Here is a 17,720-nt window from a genome sequence, read left to right on the forward strand (position 1 = left end):
GGTTATGGCCAGGCGGTGGGCCACCGGTCCGCGGGGGCCCCAGCCCGCGGCCGTGGGCGGACGGCGGGCCGGGCGTGGCCAGGTGGTGGGCGAGGTGGTGGGCGAGGCGGCGCGGTCAGTGGCCCGGACCGTGCCGGCCGCCGAGCTGGTCACGGTGGCGCGGGTCGCCCAGGTACCTCTCCGTGTCGAAGACGGGCGCCGACCGCACCTCGTCCTTCGTCCGGGAGACCTGCACGGTACGGACCTCGTGGTCGACGCCCATGACGGCGTCCGCCGGAAGCACCACGTCCTTGCCGAGGAACCAGATCCCGGTGTGCACCACCAGGTACAGCCGGCCGAGGTCCCTGGTGTACTTGCTGACCTTGCCCACATGCCCGTCCCTGGCGTCCACCTGGTAGCCGGTCAGGTCGTCGTCCGGAGTGTGCCCGGCGGTCGGGACGGTGTGCCCTCGGTACTCGCTCACGGTGTCCTCGTTTCGGATGCGGAAGCGGTTGGGATGCGGAAGGGTGTCGGATGCGGCAGCGAGAGCAGCAGCGTGCCGGATGCGGAAAACGGTTTCGCTGTTTTCGACAGCTCTGCTCGCGGAGGCGGTTGCGGAAAACGGTTTCCGACGGTTGCTCGCGCGGGGGTTGCTGAAAGCGGTTGCCGACGGTTGCTCGCGCAGGAGTTGCTGACAGCGGTTGCCGGTGTTGCCGCTCGCCGCCCTCGCGGAGGCGTTCCGAAAGCGGTTGCGCGCGTGTCCGCCGACCCGCGGCCGGGATCAGACGTCGGAGTCGATTCCGGTGACCGCCGCGGGCCCCAGCGGGGCGGCGCTCTCGTCCAGGCCGGAGTCCCGCAGTGCCGCCTGCGCGAGCAGCCGCGCGCTCTCCTCGGCGTGCGGCCCGGTGTCCGCCTCGACGGTCAGCCGGATGGTGAACGTGTCGTCGTCGTTCAGCGAGAGGGCGTCGAGGCCCTCGTTGTTCCCCATCTGCGTGCGGTGCGGGTCGGCCGGACTCAGGGAGCTGCTGATCCGGGCCCGGGTGTCCGCGTCGACGCCGGTGGTGAAGGTGCCGGGGACGCTGATCACGTAGGTCGTCATGACGATCCTTTCCTGGGTTCCCTCCCCCGCCTACCCCGACTCCGCCCGGCCATCGGAAGACGGTCGAACCCGCTGGTCAGCGGCGCGCTGCGGGGCCTGAAAGCCACACCACACGGGGGAACCTCACCGTCCGACCGCCCCGACCGTCCCGAGCGGGCCCCGCCCGCAGACGAGCGGGCCCCGCTCCCTGACATCGGGGGGACATCGGGGGCGGGCCCGCGCCGGGCCCGCACGTGGCTTCAGCGTCTGCGGCCGCGCGCCGGCCAGCCGGTGCCGACGCCGCCGAGGTGAAGGGCGAGCAGGGTCAGGCTCAGCAGCATGATGTTGGTGGAGGTGAAGGTGTCGTTGGTCGAGATCTCCGCCGCGTTGATCAGAAAGGCGATGAAGAACCCCACCGCCGCGATGATGGCCAGCACGATGTCCGTCCCTTCGGGGGTGGTTGCTGTGGGTGTCGGCCCGGTCGGGTCCGTCGCTCTCCGGATGCCCCCGACCGGGCCGCGAACACCGCCGAATCCACTGGAGGTCGTACGGGTGTCTGAGTAGGCGTACTCAGGCGGGGCCGTCGCGCCGCCGTCAGACTGGGCGCACTCACCCCGCCCCGACCGGAAAGGGCCCACCGTGCTGATCCGTGCCGCCTCCGTCCTGGTGCCCTTGTTCGGGCGCCTCACCGTGACCAGTGACCTCAGGATGCGTCTCTCCTCGGGGACCATCTTCGCGGCCAACCACGATTCCCTCGCCGACCCCGCGGTCGTGCTGGCCGCGCTGCGCGGACTCGGTGTGGAGCCGGTCGTGATGGCGACCGCGGGACTGTGGCGGGTGCCCGTGCTCGGGCGGGCCCTGGCCCGTGAGGGACACATCCCCGTCCACCGCCGCTCGGCGCGGGCCGCGAACGCCCTGGACGCCGCCGCCGAGGCCCTCGCCGGGGGCCGGCACGTCCTGCTCTACGGCGAGGGCGGGCTGCCGGACCGCCGGGACGCGGCGCCCGGCCCGCCGGAGGCGTTCCGCACCGGACTGGCCCGGCTCGCGCAGGTCTCGGGCGCCCTGGTGGTGCCGGTGGGCCACGCCGGAGCCCGGCGGATCACCTCGGGCTCGACGGCCAAGCAGGTGGCGGGCGCGCTCACCGCCCCGCTGCGCCGCCCCCACTGCCACGTCCATGTCGGCGCCCCGCAGCGCCTCCCCGCGGAGGCGCGGACCGGCACGGCGGCCGCGCGCACCGCCGTCACGGTCGCCTGGCGCACGGCGGCGCGGGCGGTGGGGGAACGGGACCTGGAGCTGCGGCTGGTGTAGAGGCATGGTCCGGGGCCGGCCCGGCCGCGAGCTGTCCCGGGTCGCCGCCTCCGCGGCTTCCACCGGTCAATCACGAGACCGGCCCCGCAGACCGGGCCCGGACCCCATCGGTCTCAGTCCTTCCCCGCTCCTCCCGCTCCTCCCACTGCCCCTGCTCCTCCAGCCCTTCCCGCTCCTCCGGCTTCTCCCGCTTTCCCGGCCGGGGGCGGCGCCGTGCTGTCACGCAGGACCAGGCGGGTCGGGACCAGGGTCGTACCGCGCTGGGGGCCGTCGCGGCGCATCTTGCGCAGCACCGCCTGGACGCAGAGGCGGCCGACCTCGGCGAAGTCCTGGTGGAGGGTGGTCAGCGGGGGCAGGAAGGAGCTGGCCTCGGGGATGTCGTCGAAGCCGATCACGCTGACGTCCTCGGGGACGCGCCGGCCGCGCTCGTGCAGGGCGCGCAGCAGGCCGAGGGCCATCTGGTCGTTGGCCGCGAAGACGGCGGTGCAGTCTTCCTGGGCGGCGAGTTCGAGGCCGGCCCGGTAGCCGGACTCGGCCGACCAGTCGCCGCGGACCACGGACGGCGCGGGACGGCCCGCGTCGGTGAGCGCCCCGCGCCAGGCGTCGGCGCGGCGCTGGGCGGCGAAGGAGTCCTCGGGGCCCGCCAGGTGCCACACCGTCAGATGGCCGAGGTCCAGGAGGTGTTGGACGGCCGTGCGGGTGCCGCCGGACTGGTCGGTGTCGACGACGGTGTAGTGGCTGCCGGCGTCGGAGTCGACGACCACGACCTGGACGTGCGGCGGCAGGGTGACGGTCGCCGCGTCCAGCAGGTGGACCTCCATGATGACGATGACCGCGTCGACGGCGAGTTCCTCCAGGCGGGAGAACGCGCCGCGCACCTCGTCCTGGGTGGGCACGGCGACCGGCAGCAGCGTGACCGCGTACCCCTCGGCGGCGGCGGAGGTGGCGATGGCCTCCAGGGTGCGCACGTTGCCGGTGGTGGACAGGGTGAAGGTGATCACGCCTATGGTGCGGAACTCTCCGCGCTTGAGGGCGCGGGCCGCGCTGTTGGGCCGGTAGCCCAGCTCCTTCATGGCGGCGAGCACCTGCCGCCGGGTTTCCTCGTTCACACCGGCGTAACCGTTGGAGACCCGGGACACGGTCTGCGAGGACACGCCGGCGAGGCGGGCCACGTCCGCCATCGAGGCGGTGGTCCGGCCCCGGCCGCGAGCCCGTCGTGCCGCGCCGTCCGGGCCTTGAGCGCCCCCGGCCGGGCCCATGGCCGTCCCGGCTCCGTTCGCCGGGGCTCTTTCAGCCATCTCCACGCGTTGCCCCCATCTTTCTGTCGCCGCAGCTTCGAGGGTCTCCGCAGATGACCCTTGACCATGGTTATCGGGGCAGTGTAGACATGCCGCCATCAGATGTTTACGTAAACATAACAGCCCACTGCCTCTTCGCGGTGGCTGATGTTTGCGTAAACATCGGCGGTGCGCACTGCACGTCGGCGCGACACCGCGGGTTCCAGGACTGGATGAGCGAGGAACGACATGACGACGCTGCAACCGCCGGTGGCCGCCGAGCCGCGGCCGGCGCCCCCTCCGGCGAAACGGGACCGCCGCTCCTGGATGGGCTGGGGTTTCATCGGTCCCTTCGTGGCCGTTTTCGCCCTGGTCTTCCTGGCCCCGATCGCGTATTCGATCTACCTCAGCCTCTTCCGTGACCAGCTCATCGGCGGCACGCAGTTCGTCGGCTTCGACAACTACACGCAGGCGCTGAAGGACGACCAGTTCTGGGGCGCGCTCGGCCGGGTGTCACTGTTCCTGGCCATCCAGGTGCCGATCATGCTGGGCATCGCCCTGCTGGTGGCGCTGGCGCTGGACAGCGGCCGGCTCTACGGCAGGAGCTTCTTCCGCATCACGATCTTCCTGCCGTACGCGGTGCCCGCCGTGGTCGCCACCCTCATGTGGGGCTTCATGTACGGCACGAAGTACGGCCTGGTCGGTGACATCAACGAGGCGTTCAGCGTCTCGCTGCCCGACCCGCTCTCCCCCGACCTGGTGCTGGCGTCGATCGGCAACATCGTCACGTGGGAGTTCGTCGGCTACAACATGCTGATCTTCTACTCGGCGCTGCGCGTCATCCCGCTCTCGCTGTACGAGGCGGCGGAGATCGACGGCGCCGGACAGATCCGCGTGATCACCGCGATCAAGCTGCCCGCGATCCGGGGCGCCCTGGTCATCGCGACGATCTTCTCGATCATCGGCAGCTTCCAGCTCTTCAACGAGCCGAACATCCTGCGGCCGCTGGCCCGCAACGCCATCACCACCGACTACACGCCGAACTTCTACACGTACTCGCTGTCCTTCAACGGCCAGCAGCACAACTACTCCGCGACGGTGGCCATCATCATGGGCCTGATCACGATGGTGATCGCCTACGTCGTGCAGCTGCGCGGCATGCGCAAGGGAGCGTGACCCGATGAGCAGCCCTCTCACCACCGCTTCCCCTTCCGTACCCGCGAAGACCTCGGGTCCCGGCCGGAATGCCCCGAGGCTGCGCAAGCCGCGCAAGCCCTCCGCGGGAAGGCCCAAGCGCAGCCTGCTGCTGACGGTGCTGACCTCGCTGATCGTGATCTACACCGTCGTCCCGCTGATCTGGCTGGCCATCAACGCCACCAAGACGCAGACGGGTCTGGCCGACTCGTCCGGCATGTGGTTCGCCGACGACTTCGCGCTGTGGGACAACATCCGCGACACGTTCACCTACGACGACGGCGTGTTCACGCGCTGGCTGCTGAACACCCTGATGTACGTGGTGCTGGGCGCCGGCGGGGCCACCTTCCTCGCGGTGCTCGGCGGTTACGCGCTGGCGAAGTTCGACTTCCCCGGCAAGCGCGGCATCTTCGCCACGGTCATCGGCGCGGTGGCGGTCCCGGGTACGGCCCTGGCGGTGCCCACGTTCCTGATGTTCAGCAAGATGGGCCTGACCGACACCCCCTGGGCCGTGATCATCCCCTCGCTGGTCTCGCCGTTCGGCCTGTACCTGATGTGGGTGTTCGCCACCGAGGCCATCCCCAACGAACTGCTCGAGGCGGCCCGTATCGACGGGGCCGGTGAGGCGCGGATCTTCTTCACCGTCGTCCTGCCGCTGCTCGCCCCCGGCATCGTGACCGTGCTGCTGTTCACCACGGTCGCCACCTGGAACAACTACTTCCTGCCGCTGATCATGCTCAAGGACTCGGACTGGTATCCGCTGACGCTCGGTCTGAGCGTGTGGAACTCCCAGGCCGAGACCATCGGCGGCGACGTCATCTTCAACCTGGTGATCACCGGTTCGCTGCTCACCATCCTGCCGCTCATCGCCGCGTTCCTGCTGCTCCAGAAGTACTGGCAGTCGGGTCTCGCCGCGGGCAGCGTCAAGGAGTGATCCTCCGGCCGCACGGCCGCCTCCTCAGCCCCACACCGCGCACCACCACCCTCACCCCGTCCCGCCCACGAAGAAGTGGAAGCACCTCCATGCGCAGAAAGACCAGCCGCCTGCTTCGCGGCATCGCCCTCCTGTCCACCCTCGCCCTGGGCGCCACCGCCTGTGGCGGCTCGGACGACGACTCCGCCCAGAAGGCGGTCTCCGCCTCGGACCTCGACGCGGCCCTGAAGAAGGGCGGCACGGTCACGGTGTGGTCCTGGGAGCCCACGCTGAAGACGGTCGCCGCCGACTTCGAGAAGAAGTACCCGAAGGTCAAGATCAACCTCGTCAGCGAGCGGTCCGGCGACAAGCACTACACCGCGCTGTCGAACGCGATCTCGGCCGAGAAGGGCGTCCCGGACGTCGCGCAGGTCGAGTACTTCGCGGTGAGCCAGTACGCGCTCACCAAGGGCCTCTCCGACCTGGCCCCCTTCGGCGCCGACAAGCTGGCGTCCAAGTACACCCCGGGTCCGTGGAACGCCGTCAGCGAGGACAAGGCGGTCTACGGCCTGCCGATGGACTCCGGCCCGATGGCGATGTTCTACAACAAGAAGGTCTTCGACAAGTACAAGATCGCCGTCCCGACCACGTGGGACGAGTACGTCGTCGCCGCGCGGGCGCTGCACAAGGCCGACCCGAAGGTCTACATCGCCAACGACGCCGGTGACGCGGGCTTCACCACCAGCATGCTGTGGCAGGCCGGTTCGCGTCCGTACAAGGTCGACGGCACCAACGTGAAGATCGGCTTCAACGACGCGGGTGCCAAGAAGTACACGGACACCTGGCAGAAGCTCATCGACGAGAAGCTCGTCTCGCCGATCAACGGCTGGACCGACGACTGGTACAAGGGCCTGGGCGACGGCACCATCGCCACCCTGACCACCGGCGCCTGGATGCCCGCCAACTTCGTCACCGGTGTGCCGAACGCGGCCGGCGACTGGCGCGCGGCCCCCATGCCGGCGTGGACCAAGGGCGAGAAGGCCAGCGCGGAGAACGGCGGCAGCTCGCTCACGCTGCCCTCGCTCGGCAAGAACAAGGAACTCGCGTACGCCTTCGTCGAGTACGCGAACTCCGGTGACGGCGTGCAGACCCGCGTCAAGCAGGGTGCCTTCCCGGCGACCACGGCGGAGCTGCAGTCCGCCGAGTTCCAGGGCACCAAGTTCGACTACTTCGGTGGCCAGGAGGCGAACAAGATCTTCGCCGACTCCGCCGCGAACGTCGCCGACGACTGGTCGTACCTGCCGTTCCAGCAGTACGCCAACTCGATCTTCAACGACACCGTGGGCAAGGCCTACGTCTCCGGCACCAAGCTGTCGGACGGTCTGAAGTCGTGGCAGGACGCCTCGGTGAAGTACGGCGAGGAGCAGGGCTTCACCGTCGAGAAGTAGGACAGCACCAGACGCCGGGCGGCGCGGGCGATCTCCGCGCCGCCCCGTGCACCACACCCCGGAAGGACCGCCATGATCTCCACCCTCCACTCCCGCCGTCGCGGAGCGGACGGTGACCCCGCCCCGCGTCTGGCCTACGGCGCCGACTACAACCCCGAGCAGTGGCCCCGGGACGTGTGGGAGGAGGACGTACGGCTGATGCGCGAGGCCGGCGTCACCGTAGTGTCCGTGGCGATCTTCTCGTGGGCCCGGATCCAGCCGACCCCGGACACCTGGGACTTCGGCTGGCTCGACGAGGTCATGGACCTGCTGCACGCGGGCGGCATAGGCGTCGACCTGGCCACCGCGACCGCCTCCCCGCCGCCCTGGCTGACCACCGCCCACCCGGAGATCCTGCCGGTGACGGCGAACGGTGAGACGGTGTGGCCGGGTGCCCGCCAGCACTGGCGGCCCACCTCCCCCGTCTTCCGCGAGCACGCCCTGCGGCTGGTGCGGGAGCTGGCGGACCGGTACAAGGACCACCCGGCGCTGGTGGCCTGGCACATCTCCAACGAGCTGGGCTGCCACAACGTCTACGACTACTCCGACGACGCGGCCCGCGCCTTCCGCGGCTGGCTGCGCGCCCGCTACGGCACTCTGGAGGCCCTCAACCACGCGTGGGGCACGGCGTTCTGGTCGCAGCGTTACAGCGACTGGGAGCAGATCCTGCCGCCGCGGCTGGCGGCCTCGCACCCCAACCCGACGCAGCAGCTGGACTTCAAGCGCTTCTCCTCGGACGCGCTGAAGGACCACCTGCGCGCCGAGCGGGAGGTCCTGCGGGAGCTGACGCCCGAGGTTCCGGTCACCACCAACTTCATGGTGATGGGCAACACCAAGGGCATGAACTACCCGGACTGGGCCGACGAGATCGACTTCGTCTCCAACGACCACTACGTCCACCCCGGACCGCAGGACCGCGACGAGCTGTCCTTCTCGGCGAACCTCGTCAGCGGCATCTCCGCCGGGCGGCCCTGGTTCCTGATGGAGCACTCGACCAGCGCCGTGAACTGGCAGCCGGTCAACGTGGCCAAGCGGCCCGGCGACCTCGCCCGCGACGCGCTGCTGCACGTGGCGCACGGGGCGGACGCGGTCTGCTACTTCCAGTGGCGGCAGTCGGCGGCCGGAGCCGAGAAGTACCACTCGGCGATGGTCCCGCACGCCGGCGCGGACAGTGACCTGTTCCGGGCCGTGGCCGCGCTCGGCGAGACCCTCAGGACTCTCGCGCCGGTGGCCGGGACCGAGCGGGAGAACGCCCGCGTCGGCATCCTGTACGACTGGGACTCGTGGTGGGCCAGCGAGCAGGACTCGCACCCCACCTCCCTGCTCGACTACCGGCAGGAGGCGCTCGACTGGTACTCGGCGCTCCTCGCCCTCGGCGTCCGCGCCGACCTCGTCACCACCCGCGCCGACCTCTCCCGCCACCAGGTGCTGATCGCCCCGGTGCTGCACGTGGTGCCCGCCGAGCTGGCCAAGGAGCTGACCCGGTACACCGAGCGGGGCGGCCACCTGATCACCACGTACTTCTCCGGCGTCGTCGACGAGAACGACCACGTCTGGCTGGGCGGCTATCCGGGCGCCCTGCGCGAGCTGCTCGGCATCCGCGTCGAGGAGTTCGGGCCGCTGCTTGCCGGGGAGAGCGTGCAGCTGGACGACGGGACCACGGGCACCCTGTGGACCGACCAGATCAGCGCGGCCGACGCCGACACGCAGGTCCTGGCCCGCTACCGCACCGGTGCGCAGGCCGGCCGGCCCGCCGTCACCCGCCGTCCCACGGGCGAGGGTTCGGCGTCGTACGTCTCCACCCGCCTCGGCGTCGACGGGCTCGTGTCGCTGCTGCCGCGGCTGCTGGAGCCGGCCGGGGTCGCCGGCGAGCTTCCCGAGGAGGCGCGCGGCCGGGTCGAACTGACCGTCCGGCGCGGTGCCGCGGGACGGTTCCTGTTCCTGGTCAACCGGACCGACGACACGGTGCCCGTCACCGGGCTCACCGGGGACGTCCTGGTGGGCACCGGCGGCACCGACGGCGCGCTGGTCCTCGGGCCGCGCGAGGTCGCCGTACTGCGCCAGCCCGTCGGCTGACCCGAAGCACACCGGCCGCAACGAGCCGCCCGCCCCGGCGGGCGCACACCCCCCACCCGCACGACTCCTCGGCACGGCACGCATCCGTGCCGGGGGCCATCCCCTCCCGCCCCCTTGGCGGGAGGGGCCCATGCAGCGACCGCACCGCAGTTGGGAGAACAGATGGCACGCCGTACCCGCACCAGACGGACCCTCGGGGCCGCCGGACTGACCGCTCTGGCCACGGGGGCCGCCCTGCTCGCCGTACCGGCGCAGGCCGAGGCCGCCGCGTCCGTGACCGTGCAGCCCGACCCGTCGTACCAGCAGGAGAAGTTCGAGGGCTGGGGCACCAGCCTCGTCTGGTTCGCCAACGCGACCGGCGACTACCCGCCGGAGATACGCGAGAAGCTGGCGAAGCTCCTCTTCGGCGACGACGGGCTGGCGCTCAACATCGCCCGGTACAACATCGGCGGCGGCAACGCCCCGGACGTCAAGGACTATCTGCGCGCCGGCGGCGCGGTCGAGGGCTGGTGGAAGGCGCCCGCGGGCACCACCCGCACGGACACCGACTGGTGGAGCGCCGAGGACCCGGCGGACTGGAACAAGGACGCCGACGCCAACCAGCGCTGGTGGGTCGACCGGATCAAGAACGACATCGACCACTGGGAGACGTTCAGCAACTCCCCGCCGTGGTTCATGACTGTCAGCGGCTACGTCTCCGGCGGGTTCGACTCCGGTGCCGAGCAGCTGAAGCCGGAGTCCGTCGACGACTTCGCCGCCTACGTGGCGGGCGCGACCAAGCGGCTGGAGAAGGCCGAGGGCATCAAGGTCGACACGGTCGACCCGTTCAACGAGCCGAACACCACCTACTGGGGCACCCGCCTCGGTGCTGACGGCCAGCCGGTCGGCGGCCGCCAGGAGGGCGCCCACATCGGCCCCGAGGTCCAGCAGAAGGTCCTCGCCGCCCTGGCTCCGGCCCTGAAGAAGGCCAAGGTCAAGGCCGAGATCTCGGCCATGGACGAGACCAACCCGGGCATCTTCGCGACCAACTGGAACGCCTACCCGCAGGCCACCCGCGACCTCGTCGACCAGATGAACGTCCACACCTACGGCACCGGTCAGCGCACCACCGTGCGGGACCTGGCCAAGGCGGCCGACAAGCCGCTGTGGATGAGCGAGGTCGAGGGCGACTGGGGCGACGGCCAGAGCTTCACCGACATGCGTCCGGGTCTCGGTCTCGCCCAGCAGATGGTGAACGACCTGCGCGAACTGGAGCCCAGCGCCTGGGTGTTCTGGCAGCCGGTCGAGGACCTCGACAACATGAAGCCGGGCGGCGAGTCCGCGAAGGGCGGCAACTGGGGCAGCATCCAGCTCCCGTTCAGCTGCACCTCGACGGACACGCTGGAGTCCTGCCCGGTCCTCACCAACACCAAGTTCGACACCGCGCGCAACTTCACGCACTTCATCAAGCCCGGCGACAAGCTGATCAGGACGAACGACACCTCCAGCGCCGCCGCGGTCACCGCGGACGGCAAGGGTGCCTCACTCGTCCACGTCAACAGCACGACCGAGGCCCGTACGGTCACGATCGACCTGTCGAAGTTCCGCAAGATCGGCAAGAACGCGACCGTCACCCCGGTGGTCACCAGCGCCGACGGCAAGCTCCAGCCGCAGGCGCCGATCGCGGTCGGCGACCGCAAGGCCACCTTCACCGTGCCCGCCCAGTCGGTGACCTCCTTCGCCGTCAAGGGCGTGTCCGGCGTCGCCAAGGACGCCCCCCTGATCCGCAAGGGCCAGACCTACACGCTGACCGGCGTGCAGAGCGGCAAGGCGGTCACCGTCGCCGCGAACGGCACCAGCCTGGTCCTCGGCACCGGCAACGGCACCGCGGCCCAGCAGTGGCAGCTCGACGCCCGGTACGGCGAGACCGGCGCCCGCCAGCACTACGTGTTCGCCAACCCGGCCGAGGGCAAGCGGCTGGCGGTCCGCGACAACGTGCCCGTGGTCGAACCCGACACGGGTGAGCGCGACCCGGCCACCGAATGGGTCATGTCGACCACCGGTGACGGCACCTGGACCCTGGTGAACCCGGCCACCAGCCGGGTCCTGGAGGTCGGCGGCCAGGCGACGAACGAGGGCGCCGCCGTCACCACCTGGCAGCCCAACTCCGGCTCCAACCAGCGCTGGAGGGTCACGGACGTGACTCCGTAGCCCCCTGTCCGTCCGCTGTCTCCGCCCGCATCGCCATCCTGGTGATGCGGGCGGAGTGCTGTGCGGGGACGGGTGCGGGTGCGGGTGCAGCGCCGCACGGCGCCGCAGGCTCGTGGAGGCAGGCTCGTCGAGGCGGGCGCCGGTCGTCCGTCGGTTCGGCCGCCCACGGGGTGCTGCACAAGACCGCCCACCGAATGCTCCCCCCGGGCGTCACCTTTTGAACGCAACGGTGATCGCGGTGAGCCGGCCGCGGTCACCGCTTGAAAAGATTCCTGCTTCACGGGGCTTGCCCGACCAGACAGGTCATCAGTTAAATCAAGCCCTGAACTAAGCGGCTGGCGCGTCGGCCCCGGCGCATGTTCCGGCTCATCTCCGCGTCCTCCGCACCGCACGCGTCCGTACCCACCCGCACTCACCCCCGCAGGGACCCGTATGAGACTCAGATCCCTGGGTGTCGCGCTCGCCGCCACGGCAGCGCTGCTCACCCTCCCGACGACCCAGCCATCCGCGGCGGCGGCCGACACGCTCCTCTCCCAGGGCCGGACCGCCACCGCGTCCTCGACCGAGAACGCCGGCACCGCCGCCGCCCTGTCCGTGGACGGGAACACCGGCACCCGATGGTCCTCCGCCGCCACGGACGCGCAGTGGCTCCAGGTCGATCTCGGCGCCACCGCCACCGTCACCCAGGTGGTGCTCCAGTGGGAAACCGCCTACGGAAAGGACTACCGGCTCCAGATCTCCCCGGACGGCAGCACCTGGACCGACCTGAGGACGGTCACCGGCGGCGACGGCGGCACCGACACCCACGCCGTGTCCGGCGAGGGCCGTTACGTGCGGATGCAGGGCGTGAAGCGGGCCACCGCGTGGGGCTACTCCCTCTGGGAGTTCCAGGTCTTCGGCACCTCCGGCGGCACCACCCCCACCACCTGCGACGCCGCCGATGCCGCGCAGGGCAGGCCCGCTTCGGCCTCCTCGACGGAGAACGCCAGCACCCCCGCCTCCGCCGCCTTCGACGGCAACCCCGGCACCCGCTGGTCCAGTCAGGCCGCCGACCCGCAGTGGGTGCAGGTCGACCTGGGCTCGGCGCGGGACCTGTGCAGGATCGACCTGAACTGGGAGGCCGCCTACGCGAAGGACTTCCAGATCCAGGCCTCCGCGGACGGTCAGACCTGGAACACCCTGCGCAGCGTGACCGACGCGACCGGCGGGACGGCGGGTTACGACGTCAGCGGCTCGGGCCGCTACGTGCGGATCCACGGGACCACCCGCGCCACGCCGTACGGCTACTCGCTGTGGGAGGTCGCCGTCCACACCGGCACCGGCGGCACGCCCCCGATCGAGGGCGGCGGTGACCTCGGGCCGAACGTCATCGTCGTGGACCCGAACACCGCGAACCTCCAGCAGAGGTTCGACCAGGTCTTCGCCCAGCAGGAGTCGAACCAGTTCGGTTCCCAGCGCTACCAGTTCCTGCTGAAGCCCGGCACGTACAACGGCATCAACGCCCAACTGGGCTTCTACACCTCGATCTCCGGGCTCGGCCTCAACCCCGACGACACGCAGATCAACGGTGACATCACCGTCGACGCGGGCTGGTTCAACGGCAACGCCACCCAGAACTTCTGGCGTTCGGCGGAGAACCTCGCCATCCGCCCCGTCAACGGCACCGACCGGTGGGCGGTGGCGCAGGCCGCGCCGTTCCGCCGGATCCACGTCCAGGGCGGTCTCAACCTCTCGCCCAACGGGTACGGCTGGGCCTCCGGCGGCTACATCGCCGACTCCAAGATCGACGGCACCGTCGGGCCGTACTCCCAGCAGCAGTGGTACACCCGCGACAGCTCCGTCGGCGGCTGGACCAACGGGGTGTGGAACATGACGTTCACCGGCGTCCAGGGCGCCCCGGCCACCAACTTCGACACCGGCCCGTACACCACGCTGGACACCACGCCGGTCTCCCGCGAGAAGCCCTTCCTCTACCTGGACGGCTCCGAGTACAAGGTGTTCGTGCCGGCCAAGCGGACGAACGCGCGCGGGGTGTCCTGGCCGGCCAACGCGGGCGGCACCTCCCTCCCGCTGAGCCAGTTCTACGTCGTCAAGCCGGGCGCGACGGCCGCGACCATCAACGCCGCCCTCGCCCAGGGCCTGCACCTGTTGTTCACGCCCGGCGTCTACCACCTCGACCGGGCGATCGAGGTGAACCGCGCCGACACGGTCGTGCTGGGTCTGGGACTGGCCACGCTCGTGCCCGACGGCGGTGTCGACGCGATGCACGTGGCCGACGTCGACGGCGTCCGGCTGGCCGGATTCCTCATCGACGCGGGCGCCGTCCGCTCCGACGCACTGCTGCGGATCGGCCCGGCCGGTTCGAGCGCCGACCACGCGGCCAACCCCACCACCATGCAGGACGTGTTCGTGCGCATCGGCGGGGCCGGTCCCGGCCTGGCCACCGACTCGGTGGTCGTCAACAGCGACGACGTGCTCATCGACCACACCTGGATCTGGCGCGCCGACCACGGCGAAGGCGTCGGCTGGGAGACCAACCGGGCCGACTACGGCCTGCGGGTCAACGGCGACGACGTCCTGGCCACCGGCCTGTTCGTGGAGCACTTCAACAAGTACGACGTCGTCTGGAACGGCGAGCGCGGGCGGACGATCTTCTTCCAGAACGAGAAGGCGTACGACGTCCCGAACGCGGCCGCCGTCACCCATGACGGCATCGTCGGCTACGCGGCCTACAAGGTGGCCGACACGGTGAACCAGCACGAGGCATGGGGTCTCGGCAGTTACTGCAACTTCACGTCCGACTCCTCGATCGTGCAGCACCACGGCTTCCAGGTCCCGGTGAAACCCGGTGTGAAGCTGCACAGCCTCCAGGTGATCTCCCTGGGCGGCAAGGGTCAGTACGCGCACGTCGTCAACGACACGGGCGCGCCGACCTCGGGCTCGGACACCATCCCGTCCAAGATCACGCAGTTCCCGTGAGCTAGGCACGGCCAGGGCGTGACCACTTGCCGGTACGGCGGCCAGATCTGCCGTACCGGCAGGTCCGACCGGGGCCTCGCCTCGTCGAGAGGCCGGTCTCAGTCCTCGGCGGCACGGGCCAGGACGTCCGTGACCTGCCGATGGACGACCCCCCTGGCCTCGGCGGGCAGGGCGCCGAACTCCGTGCGGTCCAGGGCTCGCAGCGCCTCGTCGGGACCGGCCTCGCACGGAACGCTCTCGCTGAGCACCTCGTAACCGTCGCGGGCGGCGACCCGCAGCAGCCGGTGGCCGTCGCCGTCGGCGTGGACGGCGGTCGCCACCACGAAGGGCGGCGGGCCGCCGGCGTCCGCGGGAACCTTGTGGTAGCCGCTTACGACGGGTTCACGCCAGCGCAGGCCGAGCAGCAGGTGACGCTTGGCCAGCACCTCGGCGAGATCGGTCTCGTACACCCGGTCGGGTTCGAGCACCGTGGCCCGCGCGTCCAGCACGAGGACGGCGGGCAGCAGACACCGCAGGGTGCTGCCGACGATGTTGCCGCCGACGGTGGCCGTCCTCCGCACGGCTCCGGTGCCGACGGTGGAGGCGGCCCGGCGCAGTACCTCCGGCACCTCGCCGTCGATGCGGTGCAGCACCACGGCCGCGCCCAGCGTCCCCTGCCCGACCGCGTTGGCCGCGGGCAGATCACGCAGCGACATGGCCAGTTCGGGGAATCCGTCCCGTTGCCAGCCGGCCCACACGAGAGTGGCCCCGCCTATCGGTACAGCACCCTCAGCGAGGCATTCCTGCGCTTCGGATATGGAGGTGGGAAGACGCAACAACACGGCGACCTACCTGCCTTCCCGGAGAAGTGGCGGTCGACGGGTGCGGAACCGGCGCCTCCGCCATGTGATCACTGGCAGAGCGCATTCTGCCCACGCCCGTGGGGGCGCGTACAGAGCTCACTGACGAGCCGCGTGCGCCCCTCGTGTGAGTGACGGGCGAGCGCCCGCGGCGGCCGTCAGCCGTGGGACGGCCGCCGACCGGGGACGGCGCCTGTCGGTGGACACCGGCCGGGACTTCGGTGGACACCGGCCGGGAATGTCGGAGGACGCCGGTCGGGGAGGTCCGCGGACACCGGACATGCATGACGGCGACGGAAAATCCGTTGCGGCCTGTTTCTCCTCCCCGGACCCTGCCCTCATGTCCTACGTCCTTCGTTCGGCCACGCTCGCCGACGCGCCCGCCGTCACCGACCTGCTCAACGCGGTCGACCTGATCGAGATCGGCCGGCCCGAGACCGACCTGCACACCGTCGAGGCCGATCTGTTGCACCCGGAGACCGACCTCGCCCAGGACTCCTGGCTCGCCCTCGACGGAAACCGCCCGGTGGCCTACGGCCTGCTCTGGGACGAGTCGTCCGGTGAGCGCGTCGACATCGACCACTACGTCCTGCCCGAGCACCAGGCGGCCGGCCGGCTCCTGCTGGAGGCGATGGAGGCCAGGGCGCTGCGCAAGGCCCACGAGAACGGTTGCGCGCGAGCGGTGGTCCACCTCCATCTCAACGTGCGGCCCACCCTCGACACCGAGGTGCTCCGTAGCCGCGGCTGGTACGTCGTACGCCGATACCACGTGTTGCGCCGTCCCCTGGACCGGGCCGCCGACCTCACGCCCGTGCCGCCCGCCGGTGTGCGGGTGCGGGCCTGCGCCGACGAGGCAGACCGCAGGCGGGTGCACGAGCTGTACCAGGCGAGCTTCGCCGACCACTTCGACTTCCAGCCGCGCGGCTACGCGCAGTGGCTGCACGACGTCGACGCGCAGGGCCTCGACTGGTCGCTGGTGTGGATCGCCGCCACGGACGAACTCGGCGACACCGGTTTCCTGCTGGCGCGCGACGACCGTGAGGCAATGGGCTGGATCCGCAGCATCGGCGTCCTGCGCGAGGCCCGCGGCAGGGGCGTCGCCGGGCTGCTGCTGAGGCACGCCTTCGCGGCGTTCGCCGCGCGGGGCCGGGACACGGTCGGCCTCGGCGTGGACACCTCGAACGCCACCGGCGCACCCGAGCTGTACGCGCGCAACGGGATGACCGTGCACTACGCCGTCGACACCTGGGAGGCGGTACTGAGCTGAGCGCACTGCGGCTCCCTCCTGTTCAGTTGCCGAGGGCCAGCCAGGGCCGCGGATCGGCGTAGTAGCCGTCGTGGACGACCTCGAAGTGCAGGTGCGGGCCGGTGGACAGGCCGGTCGAGCCGACCCGGCCGACCGGGGTGCCGGTCCGCACGCTCTGCCCGGCTCTCACGCCGAGCACGGAGAGGTGGCTGTAGGTGGTCTCCAGCCGTTTGCCGTCGATCGTGCCGTGGTCGATGACGACGCGGTTGCCGTACGCCCTGGTCATGGCCGCGAAGACCACCCGGCCGTCGCGGGCGGCGGCGACCTGTGCCCCCTGGGGCGCGCCGAAGTCCACTCCGGTGTGCAGCTTCGTCACGCCCGTGAGGGGGTGCTGACGGGAGCCGTACGGGGAGGTGATGACGAGGGTGGCCACGGGCGGGGCCAGGATCGCGTCGGCGGGGCCGCCGGCGGCCGGACTCTCGCGGTCGAACGCCTCGTAGCGCGGCAGGAGTTGCCTGACCTCGGCGAGGTAGGTCCGGGCCCCGGCGGGCACACGGCCGGCCGCGGCGACCTCCCGGCCGCCCACGGCGAACGCGGCGAGGGTGAGGTCCACCAGGTCGCCGGTGACGGTGCCGTCGGTCCTGAGGCCGGTGACCTCCCCGGCGAGGGCGCAGTCCTGGCGGCCGAGCGCCATGATGGCGTCGGCGGGGTCGCGGGGCGAGGAGTTCCCGTTGCCGTCGTCGTCCTTGCCCCAGGTACGCCACTCCGCGTCCGTGAAGCCGGCGATGCCCTGCTCCGCGGAGAGCCGGCCGGTGTCGTCCTGCCAGCCGGAGAGCTGGTCGATCTGCGCGGCGAGCAGGGACGGCGTGACGACGGTGCAGCCGGCCGCGGCCTTGCGCAGCCACGGCACATAGGTCTCGTTCACCCCGGGCACGGTGACCTGCTGCCCGTCGGTACCTGGTGTCCAGTCGGAGGGCAGCCCGCCGGTGAGCGCGAGGAAGCCGGCGACCGCGGACAGGGTGAGCAGGCCGGGCAGCGCCAGGAAGGTGAACGCTCCGGGACCGCGTCGGCGGCTGGCTCTTATACAAATTTCCGAGCCCACGAGAAAGGCGGAAAAACCGTATGCGGTTTTTGGCTTGAAAAAAAAAAAAAAA

The 17,720-nt window shown here is 70.9% G+C and carries 14 protein-coding genes; 8 read left to right on the forward strand and 6 right to left on the reverse strand.

Features of this window, described 5'->3' with window-relative positions:
* Positions 1 to 115: 115 nt before the first annotated feature.
* The 3 genes from P1P75_RS29610 to P1P75_RS29620 form a co-directional block, all read right to left on the reverse strand.
* Positions 116 to 463, reverse strand: coding sequence for a PRC-barrel domain containing protein (locus P1P75_RS29610; protein ID WP_319261085.1), 348 nt, complete (start codon positions 461 to 463; stop codon positions 116 to 118).
* A gap of 297 nt (positions 464 to 760) precedes the next feature.
* Entirely contained in the window at positions 761 to 1,078 is a 318-nt protein-coding gene (locus P1P75_RS29615) for a hypothetical protein (RefSeq protein WP_319261088.1), read from the reverse strand.
* 239 nt (positions 1,079 to 1,317) lie between these two features.
* Positions 1,318 to 1,494 carry a hypothetical protein gene (locus P1P75_RS29620; RefSeq protein WP_086772313.1) on the reverse strand — a complete coding sequence of 59 codons (177 nt, stop codon included), beginning with the start codon at positions 1,492 to 1,494 and terminating at the stop codon, positions 1,318 to 1,320.
* 202 nt (positions 1,495 to 1,696) lie between these two features.
* On the opposite strand from P1P75_RS29620, the gene P1P75_RS29625 reads away from it, so the two are divergent.
* Positions 1,697 to 2,365 (forward strand): lysophospholipid acyltransferase family protein, encoded by a 669-nt coding sequence (locus P1P75_RS29625; protein WP_319261091.1) that lies wholly within the window; start codon positions 1,697 to 1,699, stop codon positions 2,363 to 2,365.
* Between the two features lie 113 nt (positions 2,366 to 2,478).
* Here P1P75_RS29625 and P1P75_RS29630 read toward each other — a convergent pair whose 3' ends face one another.
* Entirely contained in the window at positions 2,479 to 3,546 is a 1,068-nt protein-coding gene (locus P1P75_RS29630; protein WP_319261094.1) for a LacI family DNA-binding transcriptional regulator, read from the reverse strand.
* Between the two features lie 345 nt (positions 3,547 to 3,891).
* Between P1P75_RS29630 and P1P75_RS29635 the strand changes: the two genes are divergently transcribed.
* The 6 genes from P1P75_RS29635 to P1P75_RS29660 all read left to right on the forward strand — a co-directional run bounded on the left by P1P75_RS29635 (position 3,892) and on the right by P1P75_RS29660 (position 14,481).
* The gene (locus P1P75_RS29635; RefSeq protein WP_319261096.1) at positions 3,892 to 4,818 is read left to right on the forward strand and encodes a sugar ABC transporter permease; all 927 of its coding nucleotides are present in this window, start codon (positions 3,892 to 3,894) and stop codon (positions 4,816 to 4,818) included.
* 4 nt (positions 4,819 to 4,822) lie between these two features.
* Positions 4,823 to 5,770: a carbohydrate ABC transporter permease gene (locus P1P75_RS29640; protein WP_319261099.1), complete on the forward strand. Its 948-nt coding sequence runs from the start codon at positions 4,823 to 4,825 to the stop codon at positions 5,768 to 5,770.
* Positions 5,771 to 5,859: 89 nt separating this feature from the next.
* The gene (locus P1P75_RS29645) at positions 5,860 to 7,197 is read left to right on the forward strand and encodes a sugar ABC transporter substrate-binding protein (protein WP_319261102.1); all 1,338 of its coding nucleotides are present in this window, start codon (positions 5,860 to 5,862) and stop codon (positions 7,195 to 7,197) included.
* 72 nt (positions 7,198 to 7,269) lie between these two features.
* Positions 7,270 to 9,312, forward strand: coding sequence for a beta-galactosidase (locus P1P75_RS29650; RefSeq protein ID WP_319261104.1), 2,043 nt, complete (start codon positions 7,270 to 7,272; stop codon positions 9,310 to 9,312).
* A gap of 162 nt (positions 9,313 to 9,474) precedes the next feature.
* On the forward strand, positions 9,475 to 11,502 hold the full coding sequence (locus tag P1P75_RS29655) for a glycoside hydrolase (protein ID WP_319261107.1): 2,028 nt from the start codon (positions 9,475 to 9,477) through the stop codon (positions 11,500 to 11,502).
* Positions 11,503 to 11,934: 432 nt separating this feature from the next.
* Entirely contained in the window at positions 11,935 to 14,481 is a 2,547-nt protein-coding gene (locus P1P75_RS29660; protein ID WP_319261110.1) for a discoidin domain-containing protein, read from the forward strand.
* 98 nt (positions 14,482 to 14,579) lie between these two features.
* Here the strand turns inward: P1P75_RS29660 and P1P75_RS29665 are convergent, their stop codons facing one another.
* Positions 14,580 to 15,302: an FAD binding domain-containing protein gene (locus tag P1P75_RS29665; protein ID WP_319261112.1), complete on the reverse strand. Its 723-nt coding sequence runs from the start codon at positions 15,300 to 15,302 to the stop codon at positions 14,580 to 14,582.
* 358 nt (positions 15,303 to 15,660) lie between these two features.
* Here P1P75_RS29665 and P1P75_RS29670 point away from each other — a divergent pair, with 358 nt between their 5' ends.
* Positions 15,661 to 16,587, forward strand: a complete 927-nt coding sequence (locus tag P1P75_RS29670; RefSeq protein ID WP_319261114.1) for a GNAT family N-acetyltransferase — start codon at positions 15,661 to 15,663, stop codon at positions 16,585 to 16,587.
* 22 nt (positions 16,588 to 16,609) lie between these two features.
* On the opposite strand, the gene P1P75_RS29675 is transcribed toward P1P75_RS29670, so the two are convergent.
* Complete coding sequence (locus P1P75_RS29675) at positions 16,610 to 17,668, reverse strand: M23 family metallopeptidase (RefSeq protein WP_319261117.1); 1,059 nt, start codon at positions 17,666 to 17,668, stop codon at positions 16,610 to 16,612.
* Positions 17,669 to 17,720 lie beyond the last annotated feature (52 nt).

The organism is Streptomyces sp. ID05-39B (assembly GCF_033794725.1).
GTDB classification, from domain to species: Bacteria; Actinomycetota; Actinomycetes; order Streptomycetales; family Streptomycetaceae; genus Streptomyces; species Streptomyces bobili.